Origin of the sequence: Pseudomonas guariconensis (assembly GCF_024127895.1) — a bacterium.
Lineage (GTDB): Bacteria > Pseudomonadota > Gammaproteobacteria > Pseudomonadales > Pseudomonadaceae > Aquipseudomonas > Aquipseudomonas guariconensis_B.
Map to the genome: position 1 here is coordinate 123,937 of NZ_JAMYBK010000004.1, position 24,380 is coordinate 148,316.

19 protein-coding genes are annotated in these 24,380 nt (G+C 66.5%); 13 read left to right on the top strand and 6 right to left on the bottom strand.

The annotated features are described in order from the left end of the window. Positions 1-34: 34 nt before the first annotated feature. Complete coding sequence (locus NJF35_RS06960) at positions 35-1,003, bottom strand: acetoacetate decarboxylase family protein (protein WP_253080994.1); 969 nt, start codon at positions 1,001-1,003, stop codon at positions 35-37. 426 nt (positions 1,004-1,429) lie between these two features. Here NJF35_RS06960 and NJF35_RS06965 point away from each other — a divergent pair, with 426 nt between their 5' ends. Further along, positions 1,430-3,466, top strand: coding sequence for an NADPH-dependent 2,4-dienoyl-CoA reductase (locus tag NJF35_RS06965; RefSeq protein WP_225787011.1), 2,037 nt, complete (start codon positions 1,430-1,432; stop codon positions 3,464-3,466). 135 nt (positions 3,467-3,601) lie between these two features. Then, complete coding sequence (locus NJF35_RS06970) at positions 3,602-4,501, top strand: 1-aminocyclopropane-1-carboxylate deaminase/D-cysteine desulfhydrase (protein WP_225787010.1); 900 nt, start codon at positions 3,602-3,604, stop codon at positions 4,499-4,501. Here NJF35_RS06970 and NJF35_RS06975 read toward each other — a convergent pair. Further along, positions 4,492-5,037, bottom strand: coding sequence for a cytochrome b (locus tag NJF35_RS06975; RefSeq protein WP_253080976.1), 546 nt, complete (start codon positions 5,035-5,037; stop codon positions 4,492-4,494). The genes NJF35_RS06970 and NJF35_RS06975 overlap by 10 nt on opposite strands. A 487-nt stretch (positions 5,038-5,524) precedes the next feature. Then, positions 5,525-6,514 (bottom strand): DUF1853 family protein, encoded by a 990-nt coding sequence (locus NJF35_RS06980; protein WP_253090873.1) that lies wholly within the window; start codon positions 6,512-6,514, stop codon positions 5,525-5,527. Positions 6,515-6,571: 57 nt separating this feature from the next. Here NJF35_RS06980 and NJF35_RS06985 point away from each other — a divergent pair, with 57 nt between their 5' ends. The 11 genes from NJF35_RS06985 to NJF35_RS07035 all read left to right on the top strand — a co-directional run bounded on the left by NJF35_RS06985 (position 6,572) and on the right by NJF35_RS07035 (position 18,506). After that, entirely contained in the window at positions 6,572-7,462 is an 891-nt protein-coding gene (locus tag NJF35_RS06985) for an NAD(+) kinase (protein WP_225787007.1), read from the top strand. Next, positions 7,462-8,433, top strand: a complete 972-nt coding sequence (locus tag NJF35_RS06990) for a metallophosphoesterase (protein WP_225787006.1) — start codon at positions 7,462-7,464, stop codon at positions 8,431-8,433. The genes NJF35_RS06985 and NJF35_RS06990 overlap by 1 nt, the downstream gene beginning before the upstream one ends. Further along, entirely contained in the window at positions 8,430-9,308 is an 879-nt protein-coding gene (locus NJF35_RS06995) for a rhomboid family intramembrane serine protease (protein ID WP_225787005.1), read from the top strand. The genes NJF35_RS06990 and NJF35_RS06995 overlap by 4 nt, the downstream gene beginning before the upstream one ends. 13 nt (positions 9,309-9,321) lie before the next feature. Next, positions 9,322-9,582, top strand: a complete 261-nt coding sequence (locus tag NJF35_RS07000) for a YeaC family protein (RefSeq protein WP_225787004.1) — start codon at positions 9,322-9,324, stop codon at positions 9,580-9,582. Further along, on the top strand, positions 9,579-10,409 hold the full coding sequence (locus NJF35_RS07005) for a DUF2797 domain-containing protein (protein ID WP_225787003.1): 831 nt from the start codon (positions 9,579-9,581) through the stop codon (positions 10,407-10,409). The genes NJF35_RS07000 and NJF35_RS07005 overlap by 4 nt, the downstream gene beginning before the upstream one ends. A 13-nt stretch (positions 10,410-10,422) precedes the next feature. Next, positions 10,423-13,095, top strand: coding sequence for an aminopeptidase N (pepN, locus tag NJF35_RS07010; RefSeq protein WP_253090874.1), 2,673 nt, complete (start codon positions 10,423-10,425; stop codon positions 13,093-13,095). Positions 13,096-13,323: 228 nt separating this feature from the next. Next, positions 13,324-14,352 (top strand): WD40/YVTN/BNR-like repeat-containing protein, encoded by a 1,029-nt coding sequence (locus NJF35_RS07015; RefSeq protein WP_225787001.1) that lies wholly within the window; start codon positions 13,324-13,326, stop codon positions 14,350-14,352. Continuing rightward, entirely contained in the window at positions 14,349-16,751 is a 2,403-nt protein-coding gene (locus NJF35_RS07020; protein ID WP_225787000.1) for an efflux RND transporter permease subunit, read from the top strand. Before NJF35_RS07015 ends, NJF35_RS07020 begins: the two co-directional genes overlap by 4 nt. Before the next feature lie 65 nt (positions 16,752-16,816). Beyond that, positions 16,817-17,107, top strand: coding sequence for a DUF5629 family protein (locus NJF35_RS07025; protein WP_225786999.1), 291 nt, complete (start codon positions 16,817-16,819; stop codon positions 17,105-17,107). Continuing rightward, on the top strand, positions 17,073-18,203 hold the full coding sequence (locus NJF35_RS07030; protein ID WP_225787156.1) for a lactonase family protein: 1,131 nt from the start codon (positions 17,073-17,075) through the stop codon (positions 18,201-18,203). Before NJF35_RS07025 ends, NJF35_RS07030 begins: the two co-directional genes overlap by 35 nt. A gap of 123 nt (positions 18,204-18,326) precedes the next feature. After that, complete coding sequence (locus NJF35_RS07035; protein WP_225786998.1) at positions 18,327-18,506, top strand: hypothetical protein; 180 nt, start codon at positions 18,327-18,329, stop codon at positions 18,504-18,506. Positions 18,507-18,684: 178 nt separating this feature from the next. Here NJF35_RS07035 and NJF35_RS07040 read toward each other — a convergent pair whose 3' ends face one another. Genes NJF35_RS07040 through NJF35_RS07050 form a run of 3 tightly spaced genes read right to left on the bottom strand, consistent with a single transcriptional unit; the run spans position 18,685 to position 24,160 of the window. Next, a complete protein-coding gene (locus NJF35_RS07040) occupies positions 18,685-19,278 on the bottom strand; it encodes a glutathione S-transferase (protein WP_225787155.1) in 594 nt (197 codons plus the stop codon). Then, a complete protein-coding gene (locus NJF35_RS07045) occupies positions 19,275-22,925 on the bottom strand; it encodes an AAA family ATPase (protein WP_253090875.1) in 3,651 nt (1,216 codons plus the stop codon). The genes NJF35_RS07040 and NJF35_RS07045 overlap by 4 nt, the downstream gene beginning before the upstream one ends. Then, positions 22,922-24,160 carry an exonuclease SbcCD subunit D C-terminal domain-containing protein gene (locus NJF35_RS07050; protein ID WP_225786996.1) on the bottom strand — a complete coding sequence of 413 codons (1,239 nt, stop codon included), beginning with the start codon at positions 24,158-24,160 and terminating at the stop codon, positions 22,922-22,924. The genes NJF35_RS07045 and NJF35_RS07050 overlap by 4 nt, the downstream gene beginning before the upstream one ends. Between the last annotated feature and the right edge of the window lie 220 nt (positions 24,161-24,380).

Consider the following 24,380-nt stretch of genomic DNA (forward strand, 5'->3'; position numbering starts at 1 on the left):
GCGTCGACGCGGGCTGTCGCCGCCTGCATCGTCATCACTTGCCCGCGTTCAGCGCTGCCAGTGGCTTGGGCGCATACAGGGCGCTCTGGAACTCGGGCACGTATTCGTATTTCACCAGCTTGCCCAGCTTCAACGAGCGGATGTAGGTCGACAGGCTGCCTTCACCGAGCACCAGCTCTGCCGAGTCCGCGCTCATGCTCGATGCATGGCGGGTCTGCCTGGACGTTGCATAGCCGTAGGTCAACTGGCCGTCGTGGTCGAGGTTGGTGAAGCTGTTCGTCACCAGGTCGGCTTCATGGGACAGGCCGTCGAGTTTCTTCGCCTTGAAGGTCACATCGACCTTGCCGGTCTGGTCGTCGAAGAGGTCGTACGAGACCGTCGCGGCTTCCTCTCGGCGGTTGATGTCTGTCAGCCATTTCGGCAGGTTGTAGCCCACCACGCCCCGCACACGTGCGAGCTCCGTGTTCACTGGGAGCTTGAGTACGTAACCCCAGAAGTCTTTCGACAGCGACTGCCCGATCAGGGTGAAGGGCCCGAGATTCGCTTTGCCAGGTTTGTTGGTGATGATCGACAGCGCGATTTCGTTGTAGCTGTCGTTGTCGCAGTAGTCGTAGGTGTAGGCCGTGAACGCCACCAGGCCCCGCCCCGGCCATACCTGCAGGGGCTGCACCTGCTCCAGCACCTGGGCCGGTATCAATGCGCGCAGGCGTTCGAGATCGGCCGTGTAGACAGCGGTCACGCGGCTGTTCTGGTAGTAGAAGTTCGGCGAGTAGGACTCGAACCCCATATCGACCTTGGTTTTTTCCAGGCCTTTGAACCAGCTCAAGTCCATGCCTGGCGCTTGGGCCTGGATCACCGACAGGGGAGGGTTGGAGCGGTAACGGTCGTACAGCCCGCCTTTGAGCACGGGCACCGGGTGACCCGCGATATCGATCACCGTGGTGTCGGCGTGCTTGGGGAGGCCGTTGGCGTCTGCCAGGGCGGCGTTCGCTAGGGGGGTCAGGAGTATGCCAGTCAGTGTGGCGACGGTTCCGAGTTTCACGTGTCAGTATCTCCAGGACGGGGCATCACGCTCGAGGCGTGCGGCCAGGGATTTCGCTCGGCGGTATGCCGGGTAGGTCTTTCACGTTCACCCTAACGTTTAACTTAACTTTAATATCAAGGGCTGAGGGGGCGTCTTTTTCGGCGCTACAGTGTTGGATTTGGCAAATGCCCCTATCGCGACACAAGGCCCGAGTCAGCTCAGACCGGGGTGCAAGCCGGGCGGCCAGCCACTGAGGGGCTGTGCAGCAGGATCATCAAGTTGTCTGTTTCGATCATTGAGCGCGTTCAAACGGCTGTTTAATGTCGACGCCAGACAAACGACGGGGCCCGCCATGCCGGCCGAGGTACCCGCATTCCGTGATCATGCCTCATGGGGAGTTCTTCCATGGCCGCCGACCGCTATCCACACTTGCTGGCCCCGCTCGACCTGGGGTTCACCACCTTGCGCAACCGCACCCTGATGGGGTCCATGCACACTGGCCTGGAGGAGCGCCCCGGCGGCTTCGAGCGCATGGCTGCCTATTTCGCCGAGCGTGCCCGGGGCGGTGTCGGCCTGATGGTCACCGGTGGCATCGCGCCGAACGACGAAGGCGGCGTGTATTCCGGAGCGGCCAAGCTCAGCACCGAGGAAGAGGCCGAGCAGCACCGTATCGTCACCCAGGCCGTGCATGCCGCCGGTGGCAAGATCTGCCTGCAGATCCTCCATGCCGGGCGCTATGCCTACAGCCCACGCCAGGTGGCGCCCAGCGCCATCCAGGCACCGATCAACCCGTTCAAACCCAGAGAACTGGACGAGGCGGGCATCGAGAAGCAGATCGCCGACTTCGTCCAGTGCGCCGTGCTGGCCCGGCGCGCCGGTTACGATGGCGTCGAGATCATGGGGTCGGAGGGCTACTTCATCAATCAGTTCCTCGCCGCCCACACCAACCAGCGTACCGACCGCTGGGGAGGGTGCTACGAGAACCGCATGCGCCTGGCGGTGGAGATCGTCCGTCGGGTGCGTGAGGCGGTGGGCGAGGACTTCATCATCATCTTCCGCCTGTCGATGCTCGACCTGGTGGAGGGCGGCAGTACCTGGGACGAGATCGTCCTGTTGGCCAAGGCCATCGAGGGGGCCGGCGCCACCTTGATCAACACCGGTATCGGCTGGCACGAGGCGCGCATCCCGACCATCGCCACCAAGGTGCCGCGTGCGGCGTTCAGCAAAGTGACCGCCAAGCTGCGTGGCGTGGTGAAGATCCCGCTGATCACCACCAACCGCATCAACACCCCGGAGGTGGCCGAGGCGGTGCTGGCCGAGGGCGATGCCGACATGGTTTCCATGGCCCGGCCGTTTCTCGCCGACCCGGACTTCGTCAACAAGGCCGCCGAGGGCCGTGCCGACGAGATCAACACCTGCATCGGCTGCAACCAGGCCTGTCTGGACCACACTTTCGGCGGCAAGCTCACCAGTTGCCTGGTCAACCCGCGCGCCTGCCACGAGACCGAGCTGAACTACCTGCCTGTCGCCCAGGCCAAGCGCATCGCCGTGGTCGGCGCCGGCCCCGCCGGCCTCGCCGCAGCCACCGTGGCCGCCGAGCGCGGGCACCAGGTGACCCTGTTCGATGGCGCTGGCGAGATCGGCGGGCAGTTCAACGTGGCCAAGCGGGTACCGGGCAAGGAGGAGTTCTTCGAGACCCTGCGCTACTTCCGCAACAAGGTGAAGCGTACGGGGGTCGAGTTGTGCCTGAACACCCGTGTCAGCGTGGCCGAACTGGTGGCGGGTGGTTTCGACGAGGTCATCCTCGCGACCGGCATCAGCCCACGCACTCCGGCGATCCCGGGTATCGAGCATGCCAAGGTGCTCAGCTACCTGGACGTGCTGCTCGAGCGCAAGCCGGTGGGCGAGCGCGTGGCGGTGATCGGTGCTGGCGGCATTGGTTTCGACGTGTCCGAGTACCTGGTGCACCAGGGCGTGGCGACCAGCCAGGACCGTACCGCGTTCTGGAAGGAGTGGGGTATCGATACGCAGCTGCAGGCGCGCGGTGGCGTGGCCGGCATCAAGGCCGAGCCGCATGCGCCGGCCCGCCAGGTGTACCTGCTGCAGCGCAAGAAATCCAAGGTCGGCGACGGCCTGGGCAAGACCACCGGCTGGATTCACCGTACCGGGCTGAAGAACAAGCAGGTGCAGATGCTCAACGGCGTCGAGTACCTGGGCATCGACGACGACGGCCTGCATGTGCGTATCGGCGAGGGCGAGCCGCAGGTGCTGGCGGTGGACAACGTGGTGATCTGCGCCGGCCAGGAGCCGCTGCGTGAACTGCACGAAGGGCTGCTGGCGGCGGGGCAGTCGGTGCATCTGATCGGTGGCGCCGATGTGGCCGCCGAGCTGGATGCCAAGCGGGCGATCAACCAGGGGGCGAGGCTGGCGGCGGAGCTGTGAGCCGGCGATGGGCTGCAAAGCAGCCCCACTTGTACAGGGCCTGGGCCAACCGCACATGAGGCAGCTTTGCTGGGCCCTAGAGGCGCGCATGTCTCAACTGACCAGCAGCGTGCCAGCACCTGATAGACTCGCCCAATGTCTCCAGCCTTTTCCAATCTCCCTCAAGCCCCCTTGCAACCCTTGACCTTGCCCTGGCTCGACCAGGCCGGCGTCGAGGTCGCGGTGCTGCGCCTGGACCTGGTCGACCCGCTGCTCAGCGGCAACAAATGGTTCAAGCTCCGCCATCACCTGCACGAAGCCCGGGCAGCCGGCGCGCCCGGCCTGATCAGCCTCGGTGGCGATCACTCCAACCACCTCCATGCCCTGGCGGCAGCCGGTAAGCGCTTTGGGTTCGCCACCGCTGGCCTGCTGCGTGGTCATCCCCGAGACACTCCGACGGTGCGCGATCTCCAGGACTTGGGCATGGCGCTACATTGGCTGGGCTATGGTGGCTACCGGGCACGTCATGAGCCGGGTTTCTGGGACTCTTGGCAGGCGCGCTATCCAGGCTGGCACTGCATCCCCGAGGGTGGTGGCGGCCTGGCAGGGGCGCAAGGCTGCGGGTTGATCGTCGAACAGGGCAGGACGCAGCTGGCTGCCGTGGGCTGGGACGACTACGACGCCTGGTGGCTGGCTGCCGGCACGGGCACGACCCTCGCCGGCATCGTCCTGGCCGAAGCAGGCCGGCACCCGGTGCATGGCGCCCTGGCGGTACCCAGGGAGCATGGCGCGCCGCAGAATGTGGCGGCCTTGGCCGGCGCCCGCGGCTACGTATTGCACGAAGCTTGCCGTGGCGGTTTTGCCCGTATCGACGATGAACTGCTGGCCTTCATCGACGAAACCGAGCGCCAGACAGCCCTGCCGCTGGAGGCGGTCTACACCGGCAAGGCGCTGATGGCCCTGCGCGAGCAGGCCGCGGCCGGGCGGTTCGCGCCAGGCACGCGGCTGATCTTCCTGCATACCGGCGGCCTGCAGGGCCGGCGTGGCTACTTGTAGGGCAGCATGCGCAGCAGCGTGTTGTCGCGACGCACATAGTGGTGGTAGAGGCCTGCCAGGGCATGCAAACCGATCAGCCAGTAGCCCCAACTGCCGATCCGCTCGTGCCAGCCCTTGATGAACTTGGCCAGGTCCGGGTCGGGGGCGATCAGCGCCGGCAGTTCGAGGCCATAGAACGGGATCGGCTTGTTGGCGGCGCTGAGGATCAACCAGCCGGCCAACGGCAGGCCGATCATCATCAGGTACAACAGCATGTGCACCAGGTGGGCCAGGCCGGTCTGCCAGGCCGGTGGCCGGGGCACGATCGGCGGGGTGGGGCGCGCGAGGCGCATGGCCAGGCGCAGCCATACCAGCACGAACACCGTCAGGCCCAGGGTGAAGTGCAGCGTCTTCATCAGGTCGCGTTCGGCGCTGTCCTTGGGGAACAGCCCGCGCAGCTCGATGCAGGCGTAGACGGCGGCCAGCAGCACCAGCATCAGCCAGTGCAGGGCGATGGACAGGCGCGCATAGTGCGCGGCGGGTGTGGATGAAACCATGGTCGGTCCTCGTCATCAGCTCGGGATGGCGCTCTGGCGGCGCGTGTTTTCCACTCTAATCGCTGGTTTGGGATTTTTCCTTGAGCCAAGTCGTGTTCTGGCTGCTTTGCAGCTCATTCGCGGTGGGCCCGAGTTCAGAGCGAGTGGGGCTGCCTTGCAGCCCATCGCCGGCAAGCCGGCTCCCACAGGGTCCAGCGGTGTTCACCAATCTGTGTCATGCAGAGGACTGTGTACAGGCTGTGTGAAAACCCTCCGAGCAATCGGGCTGTTCAAAAAACAACCTGAAAATCGCGCTTCTACGCGTATTCTGGGTTAGTTGAGCAGCCAAGCTTTTCCAGCTTTCGCGTAGAAGCGCGATCCTGAAAAAGCATTGGAGGTTTTCACACAGCCTGCACAGGTATGGCGCAATCCTGAAGTTCGGCGCTAACCCTGTGGGAGCCGGCTTGCCGGCGATGGGGCGCGAAGCGGCCCCAGGGTGCGCGCGGTTTCACCCCGGCAGGTGGGGCCAACGGTCAGCCACCAGGAACAGCCGCTCGGTTTCTTCCCAGGCTCCGTCCTCAGCGGCCTGCAACCTGACCAGCAGTTGCGCGGGCGCCATGTCGTCCAGCCCTTCGAGCCAAGCCTCGAACCGTTCCGGCAACCAGCTGTCCTGTGCCTGTACCCGCGCCGGCGCCAGCCAGGCGTGACGCGGCAGGGCCTGCCAGCGGCCAGGGGTGCAGCCAGCCGCATAGGCCGGCCAGTCGCGCCGGTGCAGCCAGCGACCGCGCAGGTGGCGCGGCTCAGCCCCGGTCGGCGCCTCGGCCTGCCCGGGCCAGGGGTAGAACAGGTAGCCACCCAGCCACAGGTGCGCCTGCACCTCGTCCACCCCCAGTCGCGCCAGCGCCTGGCGGCTCTGCGGGCGTGCCGAAATCGGCAGCTGGTGCCCGGTCAGGTGCGAGAGCTTCAGGTCCAGGCGGTCGTGGCAGCCAGGCCCGAGCCAGTGCACCGGGTCATGGCCTGCGTCGCCCACCGGCCCGAGGTAGAGCTTGATCGCCAGTTCCAGGTGATGCACGCCCTCGCGGTCGCGCAGCAGGATGTCCAGCTCGCCCAAGGTATGCCCACCTTCGCGGATCGCCAGGTTGGCGGCCAGCAGCTCGATGCCCGGGGCCTGGCCCAGGGCGAACTGCCACAGGCTTTCGTAGTAGAGGCCCAGGCGGCGGCTGGTGAGCCGGGCCAGCCAACTGCGCAGGGGCTGGTCGTCGGCATCCAGCGCCAGCAGCCACTGGCGCAGGCGCTGCGGATCGTCGGCCCAGGCACTGGCCGCCAGCGGATGGCGCTGGCGGCAGGGCGGCGCGCGCAGCAACGGGGGCGATACCAGTGCCCAGGCCAGGTCGCGCACCGCAGGTTGGCGCAACTGGCGGGGCAGGGCGTGCAGATCGGCGAAGGGCGTCATCCTGCGAGCATAGCCGGTTTGCCGCTGGCGGGTCGTTTCGCCCATAATCCCGGCATCGGCGCCATGCGCCCGTCACCCGCCGCAGAGCCTCGCAGGAGCACCATGGAGCAATTTCGCAATATCGGTATCATCGGCCGCCTCGGCAGCTCCCAGGTGCTCGACACCATCCGCCGCCTGAAAAAATTCCTGCTCGAGCGCCACCTGCACGTGATCCTCGAGGACACCATCGCCGAAGTCCTGCCCGGCCATGGCTTGCAGACCTCCACACGCAAGCTGCTGGGCGAGGTCTGCGACCTGGTCATCGTGGTTGGCGGCGACGGCAGCCTGCTCGGCGCCGCCCGCGCCTTGGCCCGGCACAACATCCCGGTGCTGGGGATCAACCGTGGCAGCCTGGGCTTTCTCACCGACATCCGTCCCGACGAGCTGGAGGTCAAGGTCGCCGAGGTGCTCGACGGCCATTACCTGGTGGAGAACCGCTTCCTGCTGCAGGCCGAGGTACGCCGCCACAACGAGGCCATTGGCCAGGGCGACGCACTCAACGACGTGGTGCTGCACCCGGGCAAGTCGACGCGGATGATCGAGTTCGAGATCTACATCGACGGCCAGTTCGTCTGCAGCCAGAAGGCCGACGGCCTGATCGTCGCCACGCCGACCGGCTCCACCGCCTACGCACTGTCCGCCGGCGGGCCGATCATGCACCCCAAGCTCGACGCCATCGTCATCGTGCCCATGTACCCGCATACCCTGTCCGGGCGGCCGATCGTGGTGGACGGCAACAGCGAGCTGAAGATCGTCGTGTCCCAGGACTTGCAGATCTACCCGCAGGTTTCCTGCGACGGCCAGAACCATTTCACCTGCGCGCCCGGCGACACCATCACGGTGAGCAAGAAGCCGCAGAAGCTGCGCCTGATCCACCCGCTGGACCACAATTACTACGAGGTCTGCCGCACCAAGCTTGGCTGGGGCAGCCGCCTTGGAGGTGGAGGCGACTGATGCTCGATCCGGCGCGAAGTTTCGACATCATCGGCGATGTGCACGGCTGTGCCCTGACCCTCGAACGCCTGCTCGATACCCTGGGCTACAAGCGCGTGGGCGGCGTCTGGCGCCATCCCTGGCGCCAGGCCCTGTTCCTCGGCGACATCGTCGATCGCGGCCCGCGCATCCGCGAAGCGCTGCACATCGTCCACGACATGGTCGAGGCCGGCCAGGCCTTCTGCATCATGGGCAACCATGAGTACAACGCTCTGGGCTGGGTCACCCCGGCGTTGCCCGGCAGCGGCAAGACCTTCGTCCGCGAGCACACCCCGCGCCATGCCCGCCTGATCGACGAGACCTTGACCCAGTTCGCCCAGCACCCCGGCGACTGGCACGACTTCCTGCAGTGGTTCTACCAGTTGCCGCTGTTCCTCGACGCCGGCCGTTTCCGCCTGGTGCATGCCTGCTGGGACCCGCGGCTGATCGAGCCGTTGCGCCAGCAGTACCCGGACGGCTGCATCGACGCGCATTTCGTCCAGGCCTCGGCGGTTTCCGGCAGTTTCGCCGCGACCGTGTGCAACCGCCTGCTGCGTGGCACCGACATGCGCCTGCCGGACGGCCTGACCCTGACTGGCGGCGACGGCCTGACCCGCGCCTTCTTCCGTACCAAGTTCTGGGAGGAAGACCCGAAGACCTACGGGGACATCGTGTTCCAGCCCGACGCCCTGCCCGAAGAGGTGGCCCGCACGCCACTGAGCCGCAGCGAGAAGAACGCTCTGCTGCGCTACGCCGAGGACGAGCCGCTGCTGTTCGTCGGCCACTACTGGCGCAGCGGCCGGCCGGCACCGATCCGCGACAACCTCGCCTGCCTGGACTACAGCGCGGTGCTGTACGGCAAGCTGGCGGCCTATCGGCTGGACGACGAGACACGCATCGACCCGCACAAGTTCGTCTGGGTCGACGTCGACCGTCCGCAGGCCAGCCAATGAATGTGATCGAAGTGATGCGCCTGCCGCTTGCGGTCGACCTCAGTGGCTTCGTCGCCCTGCTGCGGCGCCTGCAGGTGCCGCACCGGGTGGTCGAGGAGGGCGAGGAGCAGGTGCTCTGGGCGCCCCCGCACCTGGCCGACGACGTGCGCCAACTGTACCAGCGCTTCCCCGATGGCAATGCCGACCTGGAACTGCCCGAGGGCACCGCTCTGGCGGAGAACGGCCCGAGGCCGCCGTCGCTGGCGGAGCAGGCCCGCGCCTGCAAGGTCACCGTCGCCGTCCTCCTGCTGTGCCTGGTGGTGGCTGGCCTCACAGGGTTGGGCGAGAGCCTCTCGACCATCGGCTGGTTCACCTTCCTGCAATTTCACGTGCAGGGCGACTACCTGTACTTCACCCCGCTGGCCCAGGGCCTGGCCGAGGGCCAGTGGTGGCGGCTGGTATCGCCCATGCTGCTGCACTTCGGCATCCTGCACCTGGCGATGAACGGCCTGTGGTACTGGGAGCTCGGGCGACGTATCGAGCTGCGCCAGGGGCCTTGGAGGCTCCTGCTGCTGACCCTGCTGTTCAGCCTGGTTTCCAACCTGGCCCAGCATTTCGTGGGCGGCCCCAGCCTGTTCGGCGGTTTGTCCGGGGTGCTCTACGGCTTGCTCGGGCATGTCTGGCTGTACCAGTGGCTGGCGCCCAACCCGTTGTTCAGCCTGCCCAGGGGCGTGCTGGCGATGATGCTCATCTGGCTGCTGGTGTGCCTGAGCGGTGTGGTCAGCCAGCTGGGCTTCGGCCAGATCGCCAATGCTGCCCACGTTGGCGGGCTGCTCATCGGATGCCTGACCGGGCTCTTGGGTGGGGCGCTTGCCCGGCGTAAACTGTCGGCCTGACTGAGGAGACGCTATGTCCACGTTCGCGCAAATGATCGAAAACATCACCCCGGAGATCTACGAAAGCCTGAAGACGGCCGTGGAGATCGGCAAATGGGCCGACGGCCGCAAGCTCACCCCCGAGCAGAAGGAACTGTCGCTGCAGGCGGTGATCGCCTGGGAGATGAAGAACCTCCCGGAGGAGCAGCGCACCGGCTACATGGGCCCGCAGGAATGCGCCTCGAAGTCGGCGCCGATCGCCAACCTCCTGTTCAAGTCGGACTCGGTACATTGATCGAACTCGCACGTGGCTCTCTGAGCAAGATGGCGGTACGCCTGGAAGCACCGGTCGTGCAGTACGCCTTTCGCCTGGGCGAGGAGCAGGTGCCGGTCAACCCGCTGATCGGCAAGTCCCTGCGCCTGGAGTACCTCGGCGCCATCCATTGCACCCACTGTGGCAAGCGCACCAAGACCAGCTTCAGCCAGGGCTACTGCTACCCCTGCATGACCAAGCTGGCCCAGTGCGATGTGTGCATCATGGCCCCGGAAAAATGCCACTACGACGCCGGCACCTGCCGCGAACCGTCCTGGGGCGAGCAGTTCTGCATGACCGACCACGTGGTGTACCTGGCCAACTCGTCGGGCATCAAGGTCGGCATCACCCGGGCCACCCAACTGCCCACCCGCTGGCTCGACCAGGGCGCCAGCCAGGCCTTGCCGATCCTGCGCGTGGCCACCCGGCAACAGTCCGGGCTGGTCGAGGACCTGCTGCGCAGCCAGGTGCCGGACCGCACCAACTGGCGTGCCCTGCTCAAGGGCGATGCCGAGGCGCTGGACCTGCCGGCCATCCGCGAGCGGATCTTCGACGCCTGTGCCGAGGGCCTGCGCGCCCTGCAGGAGCGCTTCGGCCTGCAGGCCATCCAGCCGTTGCCGGATGCCGAGGTGGTCGAGATGCGCTACCCGGTCGAGGCCTACCCGTCGAAGATCGTCAGCTTCAACCTCGACAAGAACCCGGTGGCCGAAGGCACGCTGCTGGGTATCAAGGGCCAGTACCTGATCTTCGACACCGGCGTGATCAACATTCGCAAGTACACGGCCTACCAATTGGCCGTGCACCAGTAAAAGGACCGCCACCATGCGTACCGAACAACCGCAAGTGATCTACCTCAAGGACTACCAGGCGCCCGAGTACCTGATCGACGAGACGCACCTGACCTTCGAGCTGTTCGAGGACCACAGCCTGGTCCATGCGCAACTGGTCATGCGCCGCAACCCCGCGCGTGGCGCGGGCCTGCCGCCGCTGGTGCTCGATGGCCAGCAACTGGAGCTGCTGGGCGTGCAACTGGACGACCAGCCCCTGGCCGCCGGTGACTACCAGCTCGACGATGACAGCCTGACCCTGCAGCCCAAGGCCGAGCGCTTCACCGTCGACACCAGCGTGAAGATCCACCCGGAAAGCAACACGGCCCTCGAGGGCCTGTACAAGTCCGGCAAGATGTTCTGCACCCAGTGCGAGGCCGAGGGCTTTCGCAAGATCACCTACTACCTCGACCGCCCGGACGTGATGAGCACCTTCACCACCACGGTGATCGCCGAGCAGCATCGCTACCCGGTGCTGCTGTCCAACGGCAACCCGGTCGGCAGCGGCACCTTCGAAAAAGGCCAGGGCGAAGACGGCCGGCACTGGGCGACCTGGGAAGACCCGTTCATGAAGCCGGCGTACCTGTTCGCCCTGGTCGCCGGCGACCTGTGGTGCGTCGAGGACAGCTTCACCCGCCAGTCCGGCCGGGACGTCACCCTGCGCATCTACGTCGAGCCGGAGAACATCGACAAGTGCGACCACGCCATGGCCAGCCTGAAGAAGTCCATGCGCTGGGACGAGGAGGTCTATGGCCGGGAGTACGACCTGGACATCTTCATGATCGTCGCGGTCAACGACTTCAACATGGGCGCCATGGAAAACAAGGGCCTGAACATCTTCAACTCCAGTTGCGTGCTGGCCCGCGCCGAGACCGCCACCGATGCCGCCCACCAACGGGTCGAAGGCGTGGTGGCCCACGAATACTTCCACAACTGGTCAGGCAACCGCGTGACCTGCCGCGACTGGTTCCAGCTGTCGCTCAAGGAAGGCTTCACGGTGTTCCGCGATGCCGAGTTCAGCGCCGACATGAACTCGCGCACGGTCAAGCGCATCGAGGACGTGGCCTACCTGCGCACCCACCAGTTCGCCGAGGATGCCGGCCCTATGGCCCATCCGGTGCGCCCGGACAGCTTCATCGAGATCTCCAACTTCTACACCCTGACCGTGTACGAGAAGGGTGCCGAAGTGGTGCGCATGGTCCGCACCCTGCTGGGCACCGAGGGTTTCCGCAAGGGCAGCGACCTGTACTTCGAGCGCCATGACGGCCAGGCGGTGACCTGCGACGACTTCATCAAGGCCATGGAAGACGCCAACGGCGTCGACCTGACCCAGTTCAAGCGCTGGTACAGCCAGGCCGGCACCCCGCGTCTGGAGGTCAGCGAGGCCTACGACGCCGCGGCGCAGACCTACAGCCTGACCTTCCGCCAGAGCTGCCCGCCGACGCCCGACAAGGTCCAGAAGCAGCCGTTCGTGATCCCGGTGGAGCTGGGCCTGCTCGATGCCCAAGGCAACGACCTGCCGCTGCGCCTGGCCGGCGAAGCCGTGCCCCAGGGCACCAGCCGCGTGTTGTCGGTGACCGAGGCCGAGCAGACCTTCACCTTCGAAGGCATCGCCGCCAAGCCGCTGCCGTCGCTGCTGCGCGGCTTCAGCGCGCCGGTCAAGCTGGGCTTCCCCTACGACCGCGACCAGTTGATGTTCCTCATGCAGCACGACAGCGATGGCTTCAACCGCTGGGAAGCGGGCCAGCAGTTGTCGGTGCAGGTGCTGCAGGAGCTGATCGGCCAGCACCAGCGTGGCGAGGCGCTCAGCCTCGACCAGCGCCTGGTCGATGCGCTGGGCACCGTGCTGGGCAACGAAGCGCTCGACGCGGCCATGGTCGCCGAGATGCTCTCGCTGCCGGGCGAGGCCTACCTCACCGAGATCAGCCAGGTGGCCGACGTCGACGCCATCCACGCCGCCCGCGAGTTCGCCCGCCAGCAGATCGCCGAGCAACTGTTCGATGCCCTGTGGGCGCGTTACCAGGCCAACCGCGAGGTGTCGCGCAACACCGCCTACGTCGCCGAGGCCGAGCACTTCGCCCGCCGCAGCCTGCAGAACATCGCGCTGTCGTACCTGATGCTCAGCGGCAGGCCCGAGGTGCTGGAAGCGACCCTGGAGCAGTTCGACCAGTGCGACAACATGACCGAGCGCCTCACCGCCCTGGCGGTGCTGGTCAACTCGCCGTTCGAGGCCGAGCGGGCCAAGGCCCTGGAGGCCTTCGCCGAGCACTTCAAGGACAACCCGCTGGTCATGGACCAGTGGTTCAGCGTGCAGGCCGCCAGCCCGCTGCCGGGTGGCCTGGCGCGGGTCAAGGCGCTGATGCAGCACCCGGCCTTCACCTTGAAGAACCCCAACAAGGTGCGTGCCCTGGTCGGCGCCTTCGCCGGGCAGAACCTGGTGAACTTCCATGCCGCCGATGGCTCGGGCTATCGCTTCCTCGCCGACCTGGTGATCGAACTCAACGCCTTCAACCCGCAGATCGCCTCGCGCCAGCTGGCGCCGCTGACCCGCTGGCGCAAGTACGATGCTGCGCGCCAGGCGTTGATGCGTGGCGAGCTGGAGCGGATCCTGGCGTCGGGAGCGCTGTCCAGCGATGTGTATGAAGTGGTGAGCAAGAGCCTGGCGTAGGACGGGTCGATACGGGGCTGCAAAGCAGCCCCGATTGATCACCGATGTCTTGACTGATCGGCCCCGCGATCCCTTCAGATGCTTAACAAAACATAACGTCCCACTCGTTGTCTTTCTGCCGATATCCCCGATAGGATGGCCCCCAAGCTATTGCAGGGCTCTGGAACAGGGTTTTCGCAGTACCTGCCAATAGATTGACCCACTACAAGAACACAACAGGGGACGGTCATGAGGGAACGGCTGATGGCGGATGCCAGGCGTGGTGCCTGGTCACTGGCGGCTGGCGCGATGCTGGCGCTGGCACTGGGAACGTGGGCAGGCAGTGTGGGCGCGGCGGCGGCCGAGGCGTATTCGACGGAGTCGGCCAAGGCCAGCCAGAGCCTGCTGATCGACACCACCCACGCCGGCAAGCGCCTGGTGGTGGTGGGCGACCGTGGCCATATCCTGTTCTCCGACGACCAGGGCAAGACCTGGACCCAGGCCCGGGTGCCCACCCGGCAACTGCTCACGGCGGTGTTCTTCCTCGACGACAAGCGCGGCTGGGCCGTGGGCCATGACGCCCAGATCCTCGCCAGCAACGACGGCGGCGCCACCTGGAGCAAGCAGTTCGAAGACCTCGCCCGCGAAGCCCCCTTGCTCGATGTCTGGTTCCTCGATGCCCGCCACGGTTTCGCCGTGGGCGCCTACGGCGCCTTGCTGGAGACCACCGACGGCGGCCAGCACTGGCAGGACGTCGCCGAGCGCCTGGACAACCCCGACCAACTGCACCTCAACGGCATCGCCAGGGTCAAGGACGCCGGCCTGTTCATCGTCGGCGAGCAGGGCAGCATGTTCCGCTCCAGCGACGACGGCCAGACCTGGTCCACGGTCGAAAGCCCCTACGAGGGGTCGCTGTTCGGCGTGATCGGTACCGCACAGCCACGTACCTTGCTGGCCTATGGCTTGCGCGGCAACCTGCTGCGTTCCAGTGATTTCGGCGACAGCTGGCAATCGATCGACGTCGAAGCCGCCCGTGGCCCGCTCGAATTCGGCCTGGCAAGCGCTACGCTTCTCGATGATGGCAGCCTGGTATTGGTCGGCAATGGCGGCAGCGTGCTGCGCAGCCACGACGACGGCCAGACCTTCACGGTCTACAACCGGGCCGATCGCATCGCCCTGGCAGGGGTCAGTGGCTTGGCCGACGGTCGCCTGCTGCTGGTCGGCCAGGGCGGCGTGCACCTGGCCACCGCCGAAGGTGCCGAGGAGGTGCAGCCATGACCCACCGGGAGACATTCGACATGCACCAGCAGCACCACCAGGACAAGGCCACCCTGCTCGAGCGGCTGATCTTCAACAACCGGCCGGTGGTCATCTTCCTGTGCCTGCTGGTGAGCATCTTCCTGTTCTGGCAGGCCACGCAGATCCGCCCGTCCACCAGCTTCGAGAAGATGATCCCGCTGGAGCATCCGTTCATCGAACAGATGCTCGAGCACCGCAACGACCTGGCCAACCTCGGCAATACCGTGCGCATCTCGGTCGAGGCGGTCAACGGCGACATCTTCGACAAGGACTACATGGAGACCCTGCGGCAGATCCATGACGAGGTGTTCTACATCCCCGGCGTCGACCGCGCGGGGCTGAAGTCGCTGTGGAGCCCGAGCGTGCGCTGGACCGAGGTCACCGAGGATGGCTTCGCCGGTGGCGAGGTCATCCCCAACACCTACGACGGCTCGCCCGCAAGCCTCGATGCGCTGCGCGACAACGTGCTTAAGTCTGGCCAGGTCGGGCGCCTGGTGGCCAACAACTTCAAGTCCAGCATCGTCGACGTGCCGCTGCTGGAGAACTACCCGGACCCGCAGGACCAGGGCAAGTTGCTGGCGCTCGACTACCAGCAGTTCTCGCACCAGCTGGAAGAGAAGATCCGCGACAAGTTCCAGGCCCAGAACCCCAACGTGAAGATCCACATCGTCGGCTTCGCCAAGAAAGTCGGCGACTTGATCGACGGCCTGGTGATGGTGGCGATGTTCTTCGGTGTGGCCCTGGCCATCACCTGGGCGCTGCTGTACTGGTTCACCTGGTGCATCCGCAGCACCATCGCCGTGCTCATCACCACCCTGGTGGCGGTGGTCTGGCAGTTGGGGTTGATGCACGCGGTGGGCTTCGGCCTTGACCCGTACTCGATGCTGGTGCCGTTCCTGATCTTCGCCATCGGCATCTCCCATGGGGTGCAGAAGATCAACGGCATCGCCCTGCAGTCGAGCGGCGCCGACAACGCCCTGACCGCTGCCCGGCGCACCTTCCGCCAGCTGTTCCTGCCGGGGATGATCGCCATCCTCGCCGATGCCGTGGGCTTCATCACCCTGTTGATCATCGACATCGGGGTGATCCGCGAGCTGGCCATCGGTGCCTCCATCGGCGTGGCGGTGATCGTCTTCACCAACCTGATCCTGCTGCCGGTGGCGATCTCCTACGTGGGCATCAGCCAGAAGGCCATCGCCCGCAGCAAGAAGGATGCGACCCGCGAGCACCCGTTCTGGCGCCTGCTGTCCAACTTCGCCAGCCCCAAGGTGGCGCCGGTGTCCGTCGGCCTGGCCTTGCTGGCTTTCGCCGGCGGGCTCTGGTACAGCCAGAACCTGAAGATCGGCGACCTCGACCAGGGGGCCCCGGAGCTGCGTCCCGACTCGCGCTACAACCAGGACAACAACTTCATCATCAGCAACTACTCGACCAGCTCCGATGTGCTGGTGATCATGGTCAAGACCCCGTCGGAGAGCTGTTCGATCCACTCGACCATGGCGCCGATCGACGAGCTGATGTGGACCATGGAGAACACCCCGGGGGTGCAATCGGCGATTTCCCTGGTGACCGTGTCCAAGCAGGTGATCAAGGGCATGAACGAGGGCAGCCTGAAGTGGGAAACCCTGTCGCGCAACCCGGACATCCTCAACAACTCCATCGCCCGTGCCGACGGCCTGTACAACGCCGACTGCTCCCTGGCGCCGGTGCTGGTGTTCCTCAACGACCACAAGGCCGAGACCCTGGAGCGGGTCACCGCGGTGGCCAAGGCCTTCGCCGACAGCCACAACCGCGACGACCTGCAGTTCTTGCTCGCGGCCGGTAACGCCGGTATCGAGGCTGCCACCAACGAGGTGATCAAGTCGGCCGAGCTGACCATCCTGGTGCTGGTGTACATTTGCGTGGCGGTGATGTGCCTGATCACTTTCCGTTCCTTCGCCGCGACCCTGTGCATCGTCCTGCCGCTGGTGCTGACCTCGGTGCTGGGCAACGCGCTGATGGCCTTCATGGGCATCGGCGTGAAGGTCGCCACCTTGCCAGTGGTGGCCCTCGGCGTGGGTATCGGCGTGGACTATGGCATCTACATCTACAGCCGCCTGGAAAGCTTCCTGCGCGCCGGCCTGCCGCTGCAGGAGGCCTACTACGAGACCCTGCGCTCCACCGGCAAGGCCGTGCTGTTCACCGGCCTGTGCCTGGCCATCGGTGTCTGCACCTGGATCTTCTCGGCGATCAAGTTCCAGGCCGACATGGGCCTGATGCTGACCTTCATGCTGCTGTGGAACATGTTCGGCGCCCTGTGGCTGTTACCGGCGCTGGCGCGCTTCCTGATCAAGCCGCACAAGCTGGCGGGCAAGGAGGGCGGGTCGATCTTCGCGCATTGATCAAAAAGGGGGCCGCCATGCGGCCCCTGGCTATAATGGCCACCTATTTCTTTCCGGGTATCCCCATGACCACCCTCGCCACCGCCCTGCACACCTGCGACATGCTCCTGATCGACGGCCTGCACGCCTTCGACTTCACCTTCGACGCCTCGGGCCTCACCGTCGAGTGCATGGACGGGCGCCAGCTCCGTCGCTGGCACTTCACCACCGAGCAGATCGCCGCTGCCGTGGCCGAAGGCGACGACTGGCGCCTCGACGATGACCAGGGCGAGCATCGGCTAGTCTGTATGAGTGCCTTGCGCGCCTCGGAAGATGACGATGATGAAGCGGACCTGGAAGCACCTGCTGAGCGCTAGCCTCATGGGCCTGGCGATCGATGCCCACGCTGCCACCTTGCTGGTGGGCAGCTATACCGAGGGCGCCAGCCAGGGGATCTACCGCTATGCGTTCGACACGCGCAGTGGCCGGATCGAACCCAAGCCCCAGCAGGTGGTCAAGAGCGTGAGCCCCTCGTGGCTGGTGCTCTCGGCCGACCAGCGCCAGTTGTTCGCGGTCAACGAGACGCCGAAGGGGCACGTCAGCAGCTTCTCGCTCAGTGCCAAGGGCCAGATCAAGCCGCTCAACCAGGTGGCAAGCCTGGGTGATGAGCCGACCCACGCCAGCCTCAGCCATGACCAGCGCTACCTGTTCGTCGCCAACTACGCCGTCGCCCCCGACCCGGGTGGCAGCCTGGTGGTGATCCCGGTGGCGCGCGACGGCAAGCTCAAGCCGGTGGTCCAGCAACTGCGCCATGCGCCCAGCAAGGTCAACGCCGAGCGCCAGGTCGGTGGCCATGTGCACTCGGTGGTGTTGTCGCCCGAGGGGCGCCACCTCTATGCCAGCGACCTGGGCGCCGACAAGGTGTTCATCTACCGCTACGATGGCGCCAGTACCGAACGCCCGCTGAGCCCGGCGATTCCCGCCTCGGTGGCGTTGCCGCCCGGCAGTGGGCCGCGCCACCTGCTGTTCGATGCCAAGGGCCAGCATGCCTACCTGACCCTGGAAATGAGCGGCGAAGTGGTGACCTTCGACGTCCAGGACGGTGCACTGAACGAGCGCCAGCGCCTGCCCCTGACCGAGCGCCAGGAGGCTGCGGCCAAGGCGGCGGGAGGTTTGCACCTGTCGGCCGACGGGCGCTTCCTGTATGTCAGCAACCGCGGCACGGCCAACGAGATCGTGGTCTATGCCGTGGGCAAGGACGATGGCCAGCTGACCTTCTTGCAGCGCCGCTCGGTGGAGGGCGATCACCCGCGCGAATTCAGCCTCGACCCCAGCGGCAACTTCCTGCTGGTGGCCAACCAGAAGAGCGACCAGATCGTGGTGATGCGTCGCGATCCGCGCAGCGGCATGCTCGGCGAGACCGTGCAGACCCTGCCCCAGGCGGCCCCCTCAGACCTCAAGTTCATCGAGTGATTATCAATCGGCGTGATAATCGTTACTGCCGCAATGAATTTCTGCGCACAGCCTCGGCGGCGTAAGTTTGACCCAAGGCCCATCGGGGCCACTGTCAAACCACCGAAGTCGAGGGCAGCCCGCATGAACTTCAATCTCTTTCCGGTCATCGCCGCTTCCGCCATTTCCGCCTCCGTCGTCCTGCCGGCCCATGCCCAGGTCGAGGTGCGTAGCAAATCGTCCGCCACCCACAGCTACACCGAGAAGTACCTGCAGCAAAGTGCGCACTTCCATGCGGCGCTGAGCGGCAAGAACAGTCACTGAAGCGTGAAAAGGGTCTGGTAATAGCACAACGCCATGTGTTTGAATTTGACGCTGGATTATTGACTCTCCGGGAGGTGGAGCATGATGTGGCGTATCGCGGCGGTGGTGCTGTTGCTGTTTTCTTCGCCGATCCTGGCGATCTGAGTGGCGGGGCTGCGCAGCAGCCCCAAAGACTCCGCTACCGAGCCATGATGGCCTGGAACAACGCTGAATCCAGCCACCCTTGCAACCAGCTGCGCACCCGCGGGTAAGGCGCCTCGGCGAACCATTGCGGTTCGACCCCGGCAAACTGGCGCATCAAGGGGAGCAGAGCCGCATCGGCCAGGCTCGGGTGGTCGGCGAGCAGGTAGGGGCGGCTTGCGAGCAACGCCTCCAGTTCGGCCAGCCAGGGTTCGGCCTGCTGGCGGTAGTGCGCCCGCGATTGCTCGGGATAACGCTCGGCGTACTTGTACAGGTTCACCTGCGCCTTGAACGTGCTGTCGTTGCGCACGATCAGCGCCTCGCCTTGGGCAGCAGCGGCAGGGTCGGCCTGCAGGCGCCAGTCCTGGGGGTCGTGGCGTTCCAGCGCCCAGCGCATGATGTCCAGGCTTTCCTCCAGCACCCCCTCACCAGTATCGAGCACCGGCACCGTGCCCTTGGGCGACAGCGCCAGCAGCTCGGCGGGCTTGTGCTTCATCGCCACCTCGCGGATCTCCACCGGGCAGCCGGCATAGCGCAACGCCAGGCGCGCACGCATGGCCCAGGGGCAGCGGCGGAACGAGTAGAGGATCACCCGCACACCTCCACCTCGCTCAGGCCGTTGCCCTGGCGGCGCACTTGGATCTGTACCGGGATGCGTTCGTGCATCTCCTGCACGTGGGAAATCACCGCGACCTTGCGTCCCTGGGCCTGCAGGCCGTCGAGGGCGTCCATGGCCAGTTGCAGCGACTCGGGGTCGAGGCTGCCGAAGCCTTCGTCGATGAACAGCGACTCGATGCGCAGGGTGCTCGAGGCCATGGATGCCAGCCCCAGGGCCAGGGCCAGGGAAACCAGGAAGGTCTCGCCGCCGGACAGCGAATGCACCGAGCGCAGCTCGTCGCCCATCTCGGTGTCCAGCACCAGCAGGCCGAGGGCACTGCCGCCGCGCTTGAGGCGGTAGCGCCGGGCCAGCTGGCGCAACTGGCTGTTGGCATGGTGCAGGAGCAGGTCGAGGTTGTAGCCCTGGGCGATCTTGCGGAACACGTCGCCGGTGGCCGAGCCGATCAGCGCATTGAGCCGAGCCCAGCGTTGCCACTCCTGGCGCGCCTGCTCGATTTCCTCGGCCAGGGCCTGGTGTGCCTGCTGGCGGCGCTGGTCGTCGGCCTGTTGGGCGCGCAGTTCGGCGCATTGCTGTTCCTGGGTGGCCAACTGCTCGCGCAGTTCGCCAAGCCGTTGCTCCAAGTCTTCGACGGAGGCCTCGACATTGCCCTGGGCGGCATGCTGCTGCAGGCGCTGTTCGCGCTCCTGGAGCAGCACGCGGCCTTGTTCGACGGCCTTCTCGGCGGCTTGCAGGTGCTGGCGCAGGTCGCCCAACTGGGCCTCATCCATGGCCAGCAGGCGGTCCAGGCCGGCGTCGTCCAGTTCGGGGTGGGCGGCGCGCCATTGGGCGATCTCGCCCTGCAACTGCTGGTGTTCCTGTTCGAGCGTCTGCAGGCGGGCGGCGTTGGCCTTGCGTTCGCCGGCCAGTTGCACACCCTGGGTGCGTGCATCCTGCAAGCGCTGGGCGGTATCGGCTTCGCCGGCGCGGGCCTGTTCCACCTGCTGCTCCAGGTGCTGCTGCCAGGCCTCGGCATTGGCATGCTCGCCCAGCAGTTCGCCCAGCGTGGTGCGAGCTCGCTGCTGTTGTTCGGCGAGGCTGGCGATTTGCTGTTGCAACTCCGCCTGGCGCTGCAGGCGTGATTGCTGCTGGTCGTGCAGGCGCTCCAGTTGTTGCTGGCGCTGTTGCTGCTCTTGCTGTTCTTCCTGCTGTTGTTCGAGTTGTTGCAGGCGCTGGGTGACCTGCTGGTCGAGGGCGAGGAAGGTGTGCGAGGGCTCGTCGCGCAGGGCCTGGAGAATATCGGCAGGCAGCACACCAGCAAAGTCGGCCAGGGCCTGCTCCAGGCGCTCCTGGTCGGCGGCCAGGGCCTGGTGCTGCTGGTCGAGGCGACGCTGGGCCTGTTGCTGGGCCTCGCTGGCGGCCTGCAATTGCTGGTTGAGGCGTGCGGCGTCCTTCTGCAGGGTGAGCAGGGCGGCCTGGCGTTGCTCGTCACGGCCGATCTCCTCGTCCAGGCGGCGCAGCTGCGCTTCCAGCCAGGCAGCGCGGCCCTTGTCGTCCTCGGCGCTGGCGCAAAGCGCCGGCCACAGGGCATGGGCGGCGAGCTGTTGCTCCAGGGGGGGCAGTTGTTCGCCCAGTTGGGCTTGCTGGTGCTGGTACTCCTTGATCTGGCCATTGACCACGCCGACCTGGGTGCGCAGTTCCACCAGGCGGGCGTTGAGGGTGTCCACCTGGGCCTGGGCCGCTGCTTCTTCGGCCTGATCATGGCGGCCCAGGCTCTGCAACAGGGCGTCGGGCTGGTGATAGGGATGCTCGGCGCTGCCGCACACCGGGCAGGGTTCGCCGTCGCGCAGTTGCGCCCGCAGTTCCTCGACGCTGGCCGTGCGCGCCAGGCGCTGGCGTTCGAGCAGTTGGCGGGTGAGGGCCAGGGCCTGCTCCGCGGCTTCCAGCTCGGTCTTGGCCGCCTGGCCTTCGCCGATCAGTTGCTGGCGCTGTTGCAGGGCGTGCTGCTGGCGTTCGCGCAGGGCATGCAGGCTGTGCTGCAGTTCTTGCTGGCGGGCGTGCAGGCGCGCCAGTTCCTCCACGGCGCGCTGTTGCTTGCGGTTGTCCTGCAGCATGCTGCCGAGCAGGTCGAGCTGTTCGGCCAGGGCCTGGGGTTCGGCGCCGGCTTCGCGGAACAGCAGCTCGAAGGCATCGCGCTGTTCCTGCCATTGGGCATTGGCCTGGCTGGCCTGCGCCTGCAGGCCCGGCAGCTCGTCGCGCCCCTGGCTGAGCCGATTGCCGATCTGCAACAGCTGCTGGAGCTGGCCGCGATAGGCCTGCCAGGCATTGCCCAGGGCCGCGAGCGGAGCGCTCTCGGCCAGTGCCGTTTCGATCTGCGCCAGTTGCTGGAGGCTGCGCTGCTGCTGTTGTTCGAGCTGTTGCAGCTGTTGCTGGCCTTCGACAACGGTCTGGTCGGCCTGCTGCCCGGCGGCGTGCAGCCTGGCCAGTTCCTGGTCGAGGCGGGTCAGGCTGTCCTGGGCGGCGAAGGCCTGGCGCAGGCGTGGGGTGTTCTCGCCCTGGTTGGCCTGGGCCTCGGCCAGGGCCTGGCGCGCAACGGCCAGTGCTTGCTCCAGCTCGACCGTCTGGGCCTGCAGGGCTTCCTGCTGGCGCTGCTGTTGTTCGAGCGTCGTGGCCAGGGGCGCAAGCTGGGCGGCCAGGGCCTGCTGACGATGGAACTGGTGCCGCTGTGGCGCCAGGCGCTCCAGGCGTTGCAGGTCCAGGCGCTGGTCGGCCAGTTGCTGCCATGCCTGTTCGGCCGCTTTCAGGGCTTCGCCGGCCTCGCTGTGCTGGGCTTGCAGCTGCTGTCGCTCGTTCAGCCAGGCCCGTTGTTGCTCCAGCTGGCGCTCGCGTGCCTGCTCGGCCTTGAACTGCTGCTGGGCCTGTTCCAGGCGCTGGTCGAGCTCGGCACGGGCCTCGGCGGCCATCGGCAGCAGGAGACTGGCCTGCGCCTCGAGGGCCCGGTGGGCTTCGCCGGCATCCCTGGCCTTGGTGAAGGCGCGTTGGCCCAGGCGGGTGTAGATCGCCGTGTTGGTGAGCTTTTCCAGCAGTTCGCTGCGCTCCTTGTCGTCGGCCTTGAGGAAGGCGCCGAACTCGCTCTGGGCCAGCATCACCGCGCGGGTGAACTGCTCGAAGTTCAGGCCCAGGCGTGCCTCGACCAGTTGCTTGTACTCGTTCTTGCCGCTGCCCAGCAGTTGCTCGCTGTCCAGGTCGTAGAGGCTCTGGCGGCTGTGCTGCAGCTTGCCGTTGGCCTTCTCGCGGGCGCGGTTGGCCTCCCAGCGGGCGCGGTAGCGGCGGCCGTCGATGCCAACGAAGTCGACCTCGGCATGGCCGCTGCCGGTGCCTCGGCGCAGCAGGTTGCGCGGATCGTAGGTCGGAATCTCGCCGTCGGCGTCCGGCACCTTGGCTTCCCGGCCGATGTCGTTGAGCCGCGGCACGGTGCCGAACAGGGCCAGGCACAGGGCATCGAGCAGGGTGCTCTTGCCGGCGCCGGTGGGCCCGGTGATGGCGAACAGGCCGGCGCTGGCCAGGGGCTCGGCGGTGAAGTCGATGTCGATCGGCCCGGCCAGGGAGGCCAGGTTCTTCAGGCGAATGGCAAGGATCTTCATGGCTGCTCCTCCTCCAGCTGGACGTCCTGCAGCAGCAGGGCGAAGTCGGCCAGTGCCTGTTCGTCGACGGGGTTGCCGTAGGCCTGCTCCCAGGCCCGGCTGAACAGGTCTTGCGGGGTCATCTGGGCCAGTTCGACGAACGCCAGCTCGTCATCGTCCTGGTTGCCGCGCCCGGCGTACTCGGCGCCGATGCGCACCAGGCGCACGGCCTTGCCGGCCAGGGCGGCCTCGATCTGCTGGCGCAGGTCGGGCTGCGGTTCGTCCAGGCGCACGCGCACCTCCAGCCAGGGCTGGCGGTTGGGGTCTTCGAGCAGGTCGACCACCGGCAACTCGGCGAGTTGCTCGAGCAACTCGCCCAGCGGCGCCGGGCCGATGCGTTGCAGGGCCACGGCACGCGGCACCAGGCGCGGCTCGATGCTGACCAGCTCGGCACCGTCGAGCTCCACCTCGAGCACTTGGTGCGGGTAGCCGATCTCGGCGAACGACAGGGGGATCGGCGAGCCGCTGTAGCGGATGCGTGCTTCGCGGTTGACCCGCTGCGGCTTGTGCAGGTGGCCCAGGGCGACGTAGCTGATGGCCTTGTCGAACAGGCGTGCCGGCAGGGCCTCGGCGTTGCCGATGATCAGGCTGCGCTCGGAGTCCTCGGAGACTGCGCCGCCGGCCATGTGCGCATGGCTGATGGCGACCAGCGCCTGGTCCTTCTTGCGCTTGGCCTGGGCGGCGGCGATCAATTGCTGGTGCACCTGGGTGATGCCTTGCAGGTAGTCGTCGCCCAGTTGTGGGCCGGTGACCTCCGCCGGGCGCAGGAAGGGCAGGGCCAGGCACCAGGCGCAGACCTTGCCACGGGCATTGGTCAGCGGGATCAGCAGGCGTTCGGCGTCCAGCTGGCCCTCGTCGAGCCAGTGCACCCGGCCCAGGGCATGGGTGCGCAGGCGCCGCATCAGCGCTGCCGGCAGCTCGATGCGCGAGCCGGAGTCGTGGTTGCCGGCGATCATCACGATGTCCAGCTTCGGCTGTTGCTCGTGGGCCTGGACGATGAAGTCGTAGAGCCGCTCCTGGGCTTTGACCGGTGGGTTGACCGTGTCGAAGATGTCGCCGGCGATCAGCAGGGCATCGGGTTGGCGCAGGCGTAGTTGGCCGAGCAGCCAGTCGAGGAAGCAGGCGTGTTCGAAGTCGCGGTCCTGGCCATGCAGGCTTTGGCCCAGGTGCCAGTCGGAGGTGTGAAACAGACGCATGGATGATCCGTTGGATGGGAGCAGGAAAGCTTGTGCCTCACCTGGTCGTTGGGCGTTCATTGAGTGGCCGGGGTGGCCGGCGAGCGAGGACGGTATGTTAACCCAAGTGGTTTTGTGCAGGCTCGATATCGTGCGCGGGAATAGGGTGCAGGGGCGCGAAGCGGCCCCAGCATTAGCCAAACCCAACGGTGTCGCTGGCCTCTAGAACCCAGAGGCTTTG

What these genes read in the sequence shown, in the direction of transcription:
- NJF35_RS06970 (WP_225787010.1), top strand. Translation starts at nt 3,602, where the DNA reads ATGTCTCCAGCCTTTTCCAATCTCCCTCAAGCCCCCTTGCAACCCTTG.
- NJF35_RS06975 (WP_253080976.1), bottom strand. Translation starts at nt 5,037, where the DNA reads ATGGTTTCATCCACACCCGCCGCGCACTATGCGCGCCTGTCCATCGCC.
- NJF35_RS07015 (WP_225787001.1), top strand. Translation starts at nt 13,324, where the DNA reads ATGAGGGAACGGCTGATGGCGGATGCCAGGCGTGGTGCCTGGTCACTG.
- NJF35_RS06995 (WP_225787005.1), top strand. Translation starts at nt 8,430, where the DNA reads ATGAATGTGATCGAAGTGATGCGCCTGCCGCTTGCGGTCGACCTCAGT.
- NJF35_RS07030 (WP_225787156.1), top strand. Translation starts at nt 17,073, where the DNA reads ATGAAGCGGACCTGGAAGCACCTGCTGAGCGCTAGCCTCATGGGCCTG.
- NJF35_RS06980 (WP_253090873.1), bottom strand. Translation starts at nt 6,514, where the DNA reads ATGGGCGAAACGACCCGCCAGCGGCAAACCGGCTATGCTCGCAGGATG.
- NJF35_RS07045 (WP_253090875.1), bottom strand. Translation starts at nt 22,925, where the DNA reads ATGAAGATCCTTGCCATTCGCCTGAAGAACCTGGCCTCCCTGGCCGGG.
- NJF35_RS07025 (WP_225786999.1), top strand. Translation starts at nt 16,817, where the DNA reads ATGACCACCCTCGCCACCGCCCTGCACACCTGCGACATGCTCCTGATC.
- NJF35_RS07000 (WP_225787004.1), top strand. Translation starts at nt 9,322, where the DNA reads ATGTCCACGTTCGCGCAAATGATCGAAAACATCACCCCGGAGATCTAC.
- NJF35_RS07035 (WP_225786998.1), top strand. Translation starts at nt 18,327, where the DNA reads ATGAACTTCAATCTCTTTCCGGTCATCGCCGCTTCCGCCATTTCCGCC.
- NJF35_RS06985 (WP_225787007.1), top strand. Translation starts at nt 6,572, where the DNA reads ATGGAGCAATTTCGCAATATCGGTATCATCGGCCGCCTCGGCAGCTCC.
- NJF35_RS06990 (WP_225787006.1), top strand. Translation starts at nt 7,462, where the DNA reads ATGCTCGATCCGGCGCGAAGTTTCGACATCATCGGCGATGTGCACGGC.
- pepN (WP_253090874.1), top strand. Translation starts at nt 10,423, where the DNA reads ATGCGTACCGAACAACCGCAAGTGATCTACCTCAAGGACTACCAGGCG.
- NJF35_RS06965 (WP_225787011.1), top strand. Translation starts at nt 1,430, where the DNA reads ATGGCCGCCGACCGCTATCCACACTTGCTGGCCCCGCTCGACCTGGGG.
- NJF35_RS07020 (WP_225787000.1), top strand. Translation starts at nt 14,349, where the DNA reads ATGACCCACCGGGAGACATTCGACATGCACCAGCAGCACCACCAGGAC.
- NJF35_RS07050 (WP_225786996.1), bottom strand. Translation starts at nt 24,160, where the DNA reads ATGCGTCTGTTTCACACCTCCGACTGGCACCTGGGCCAAAGCCTGCAT.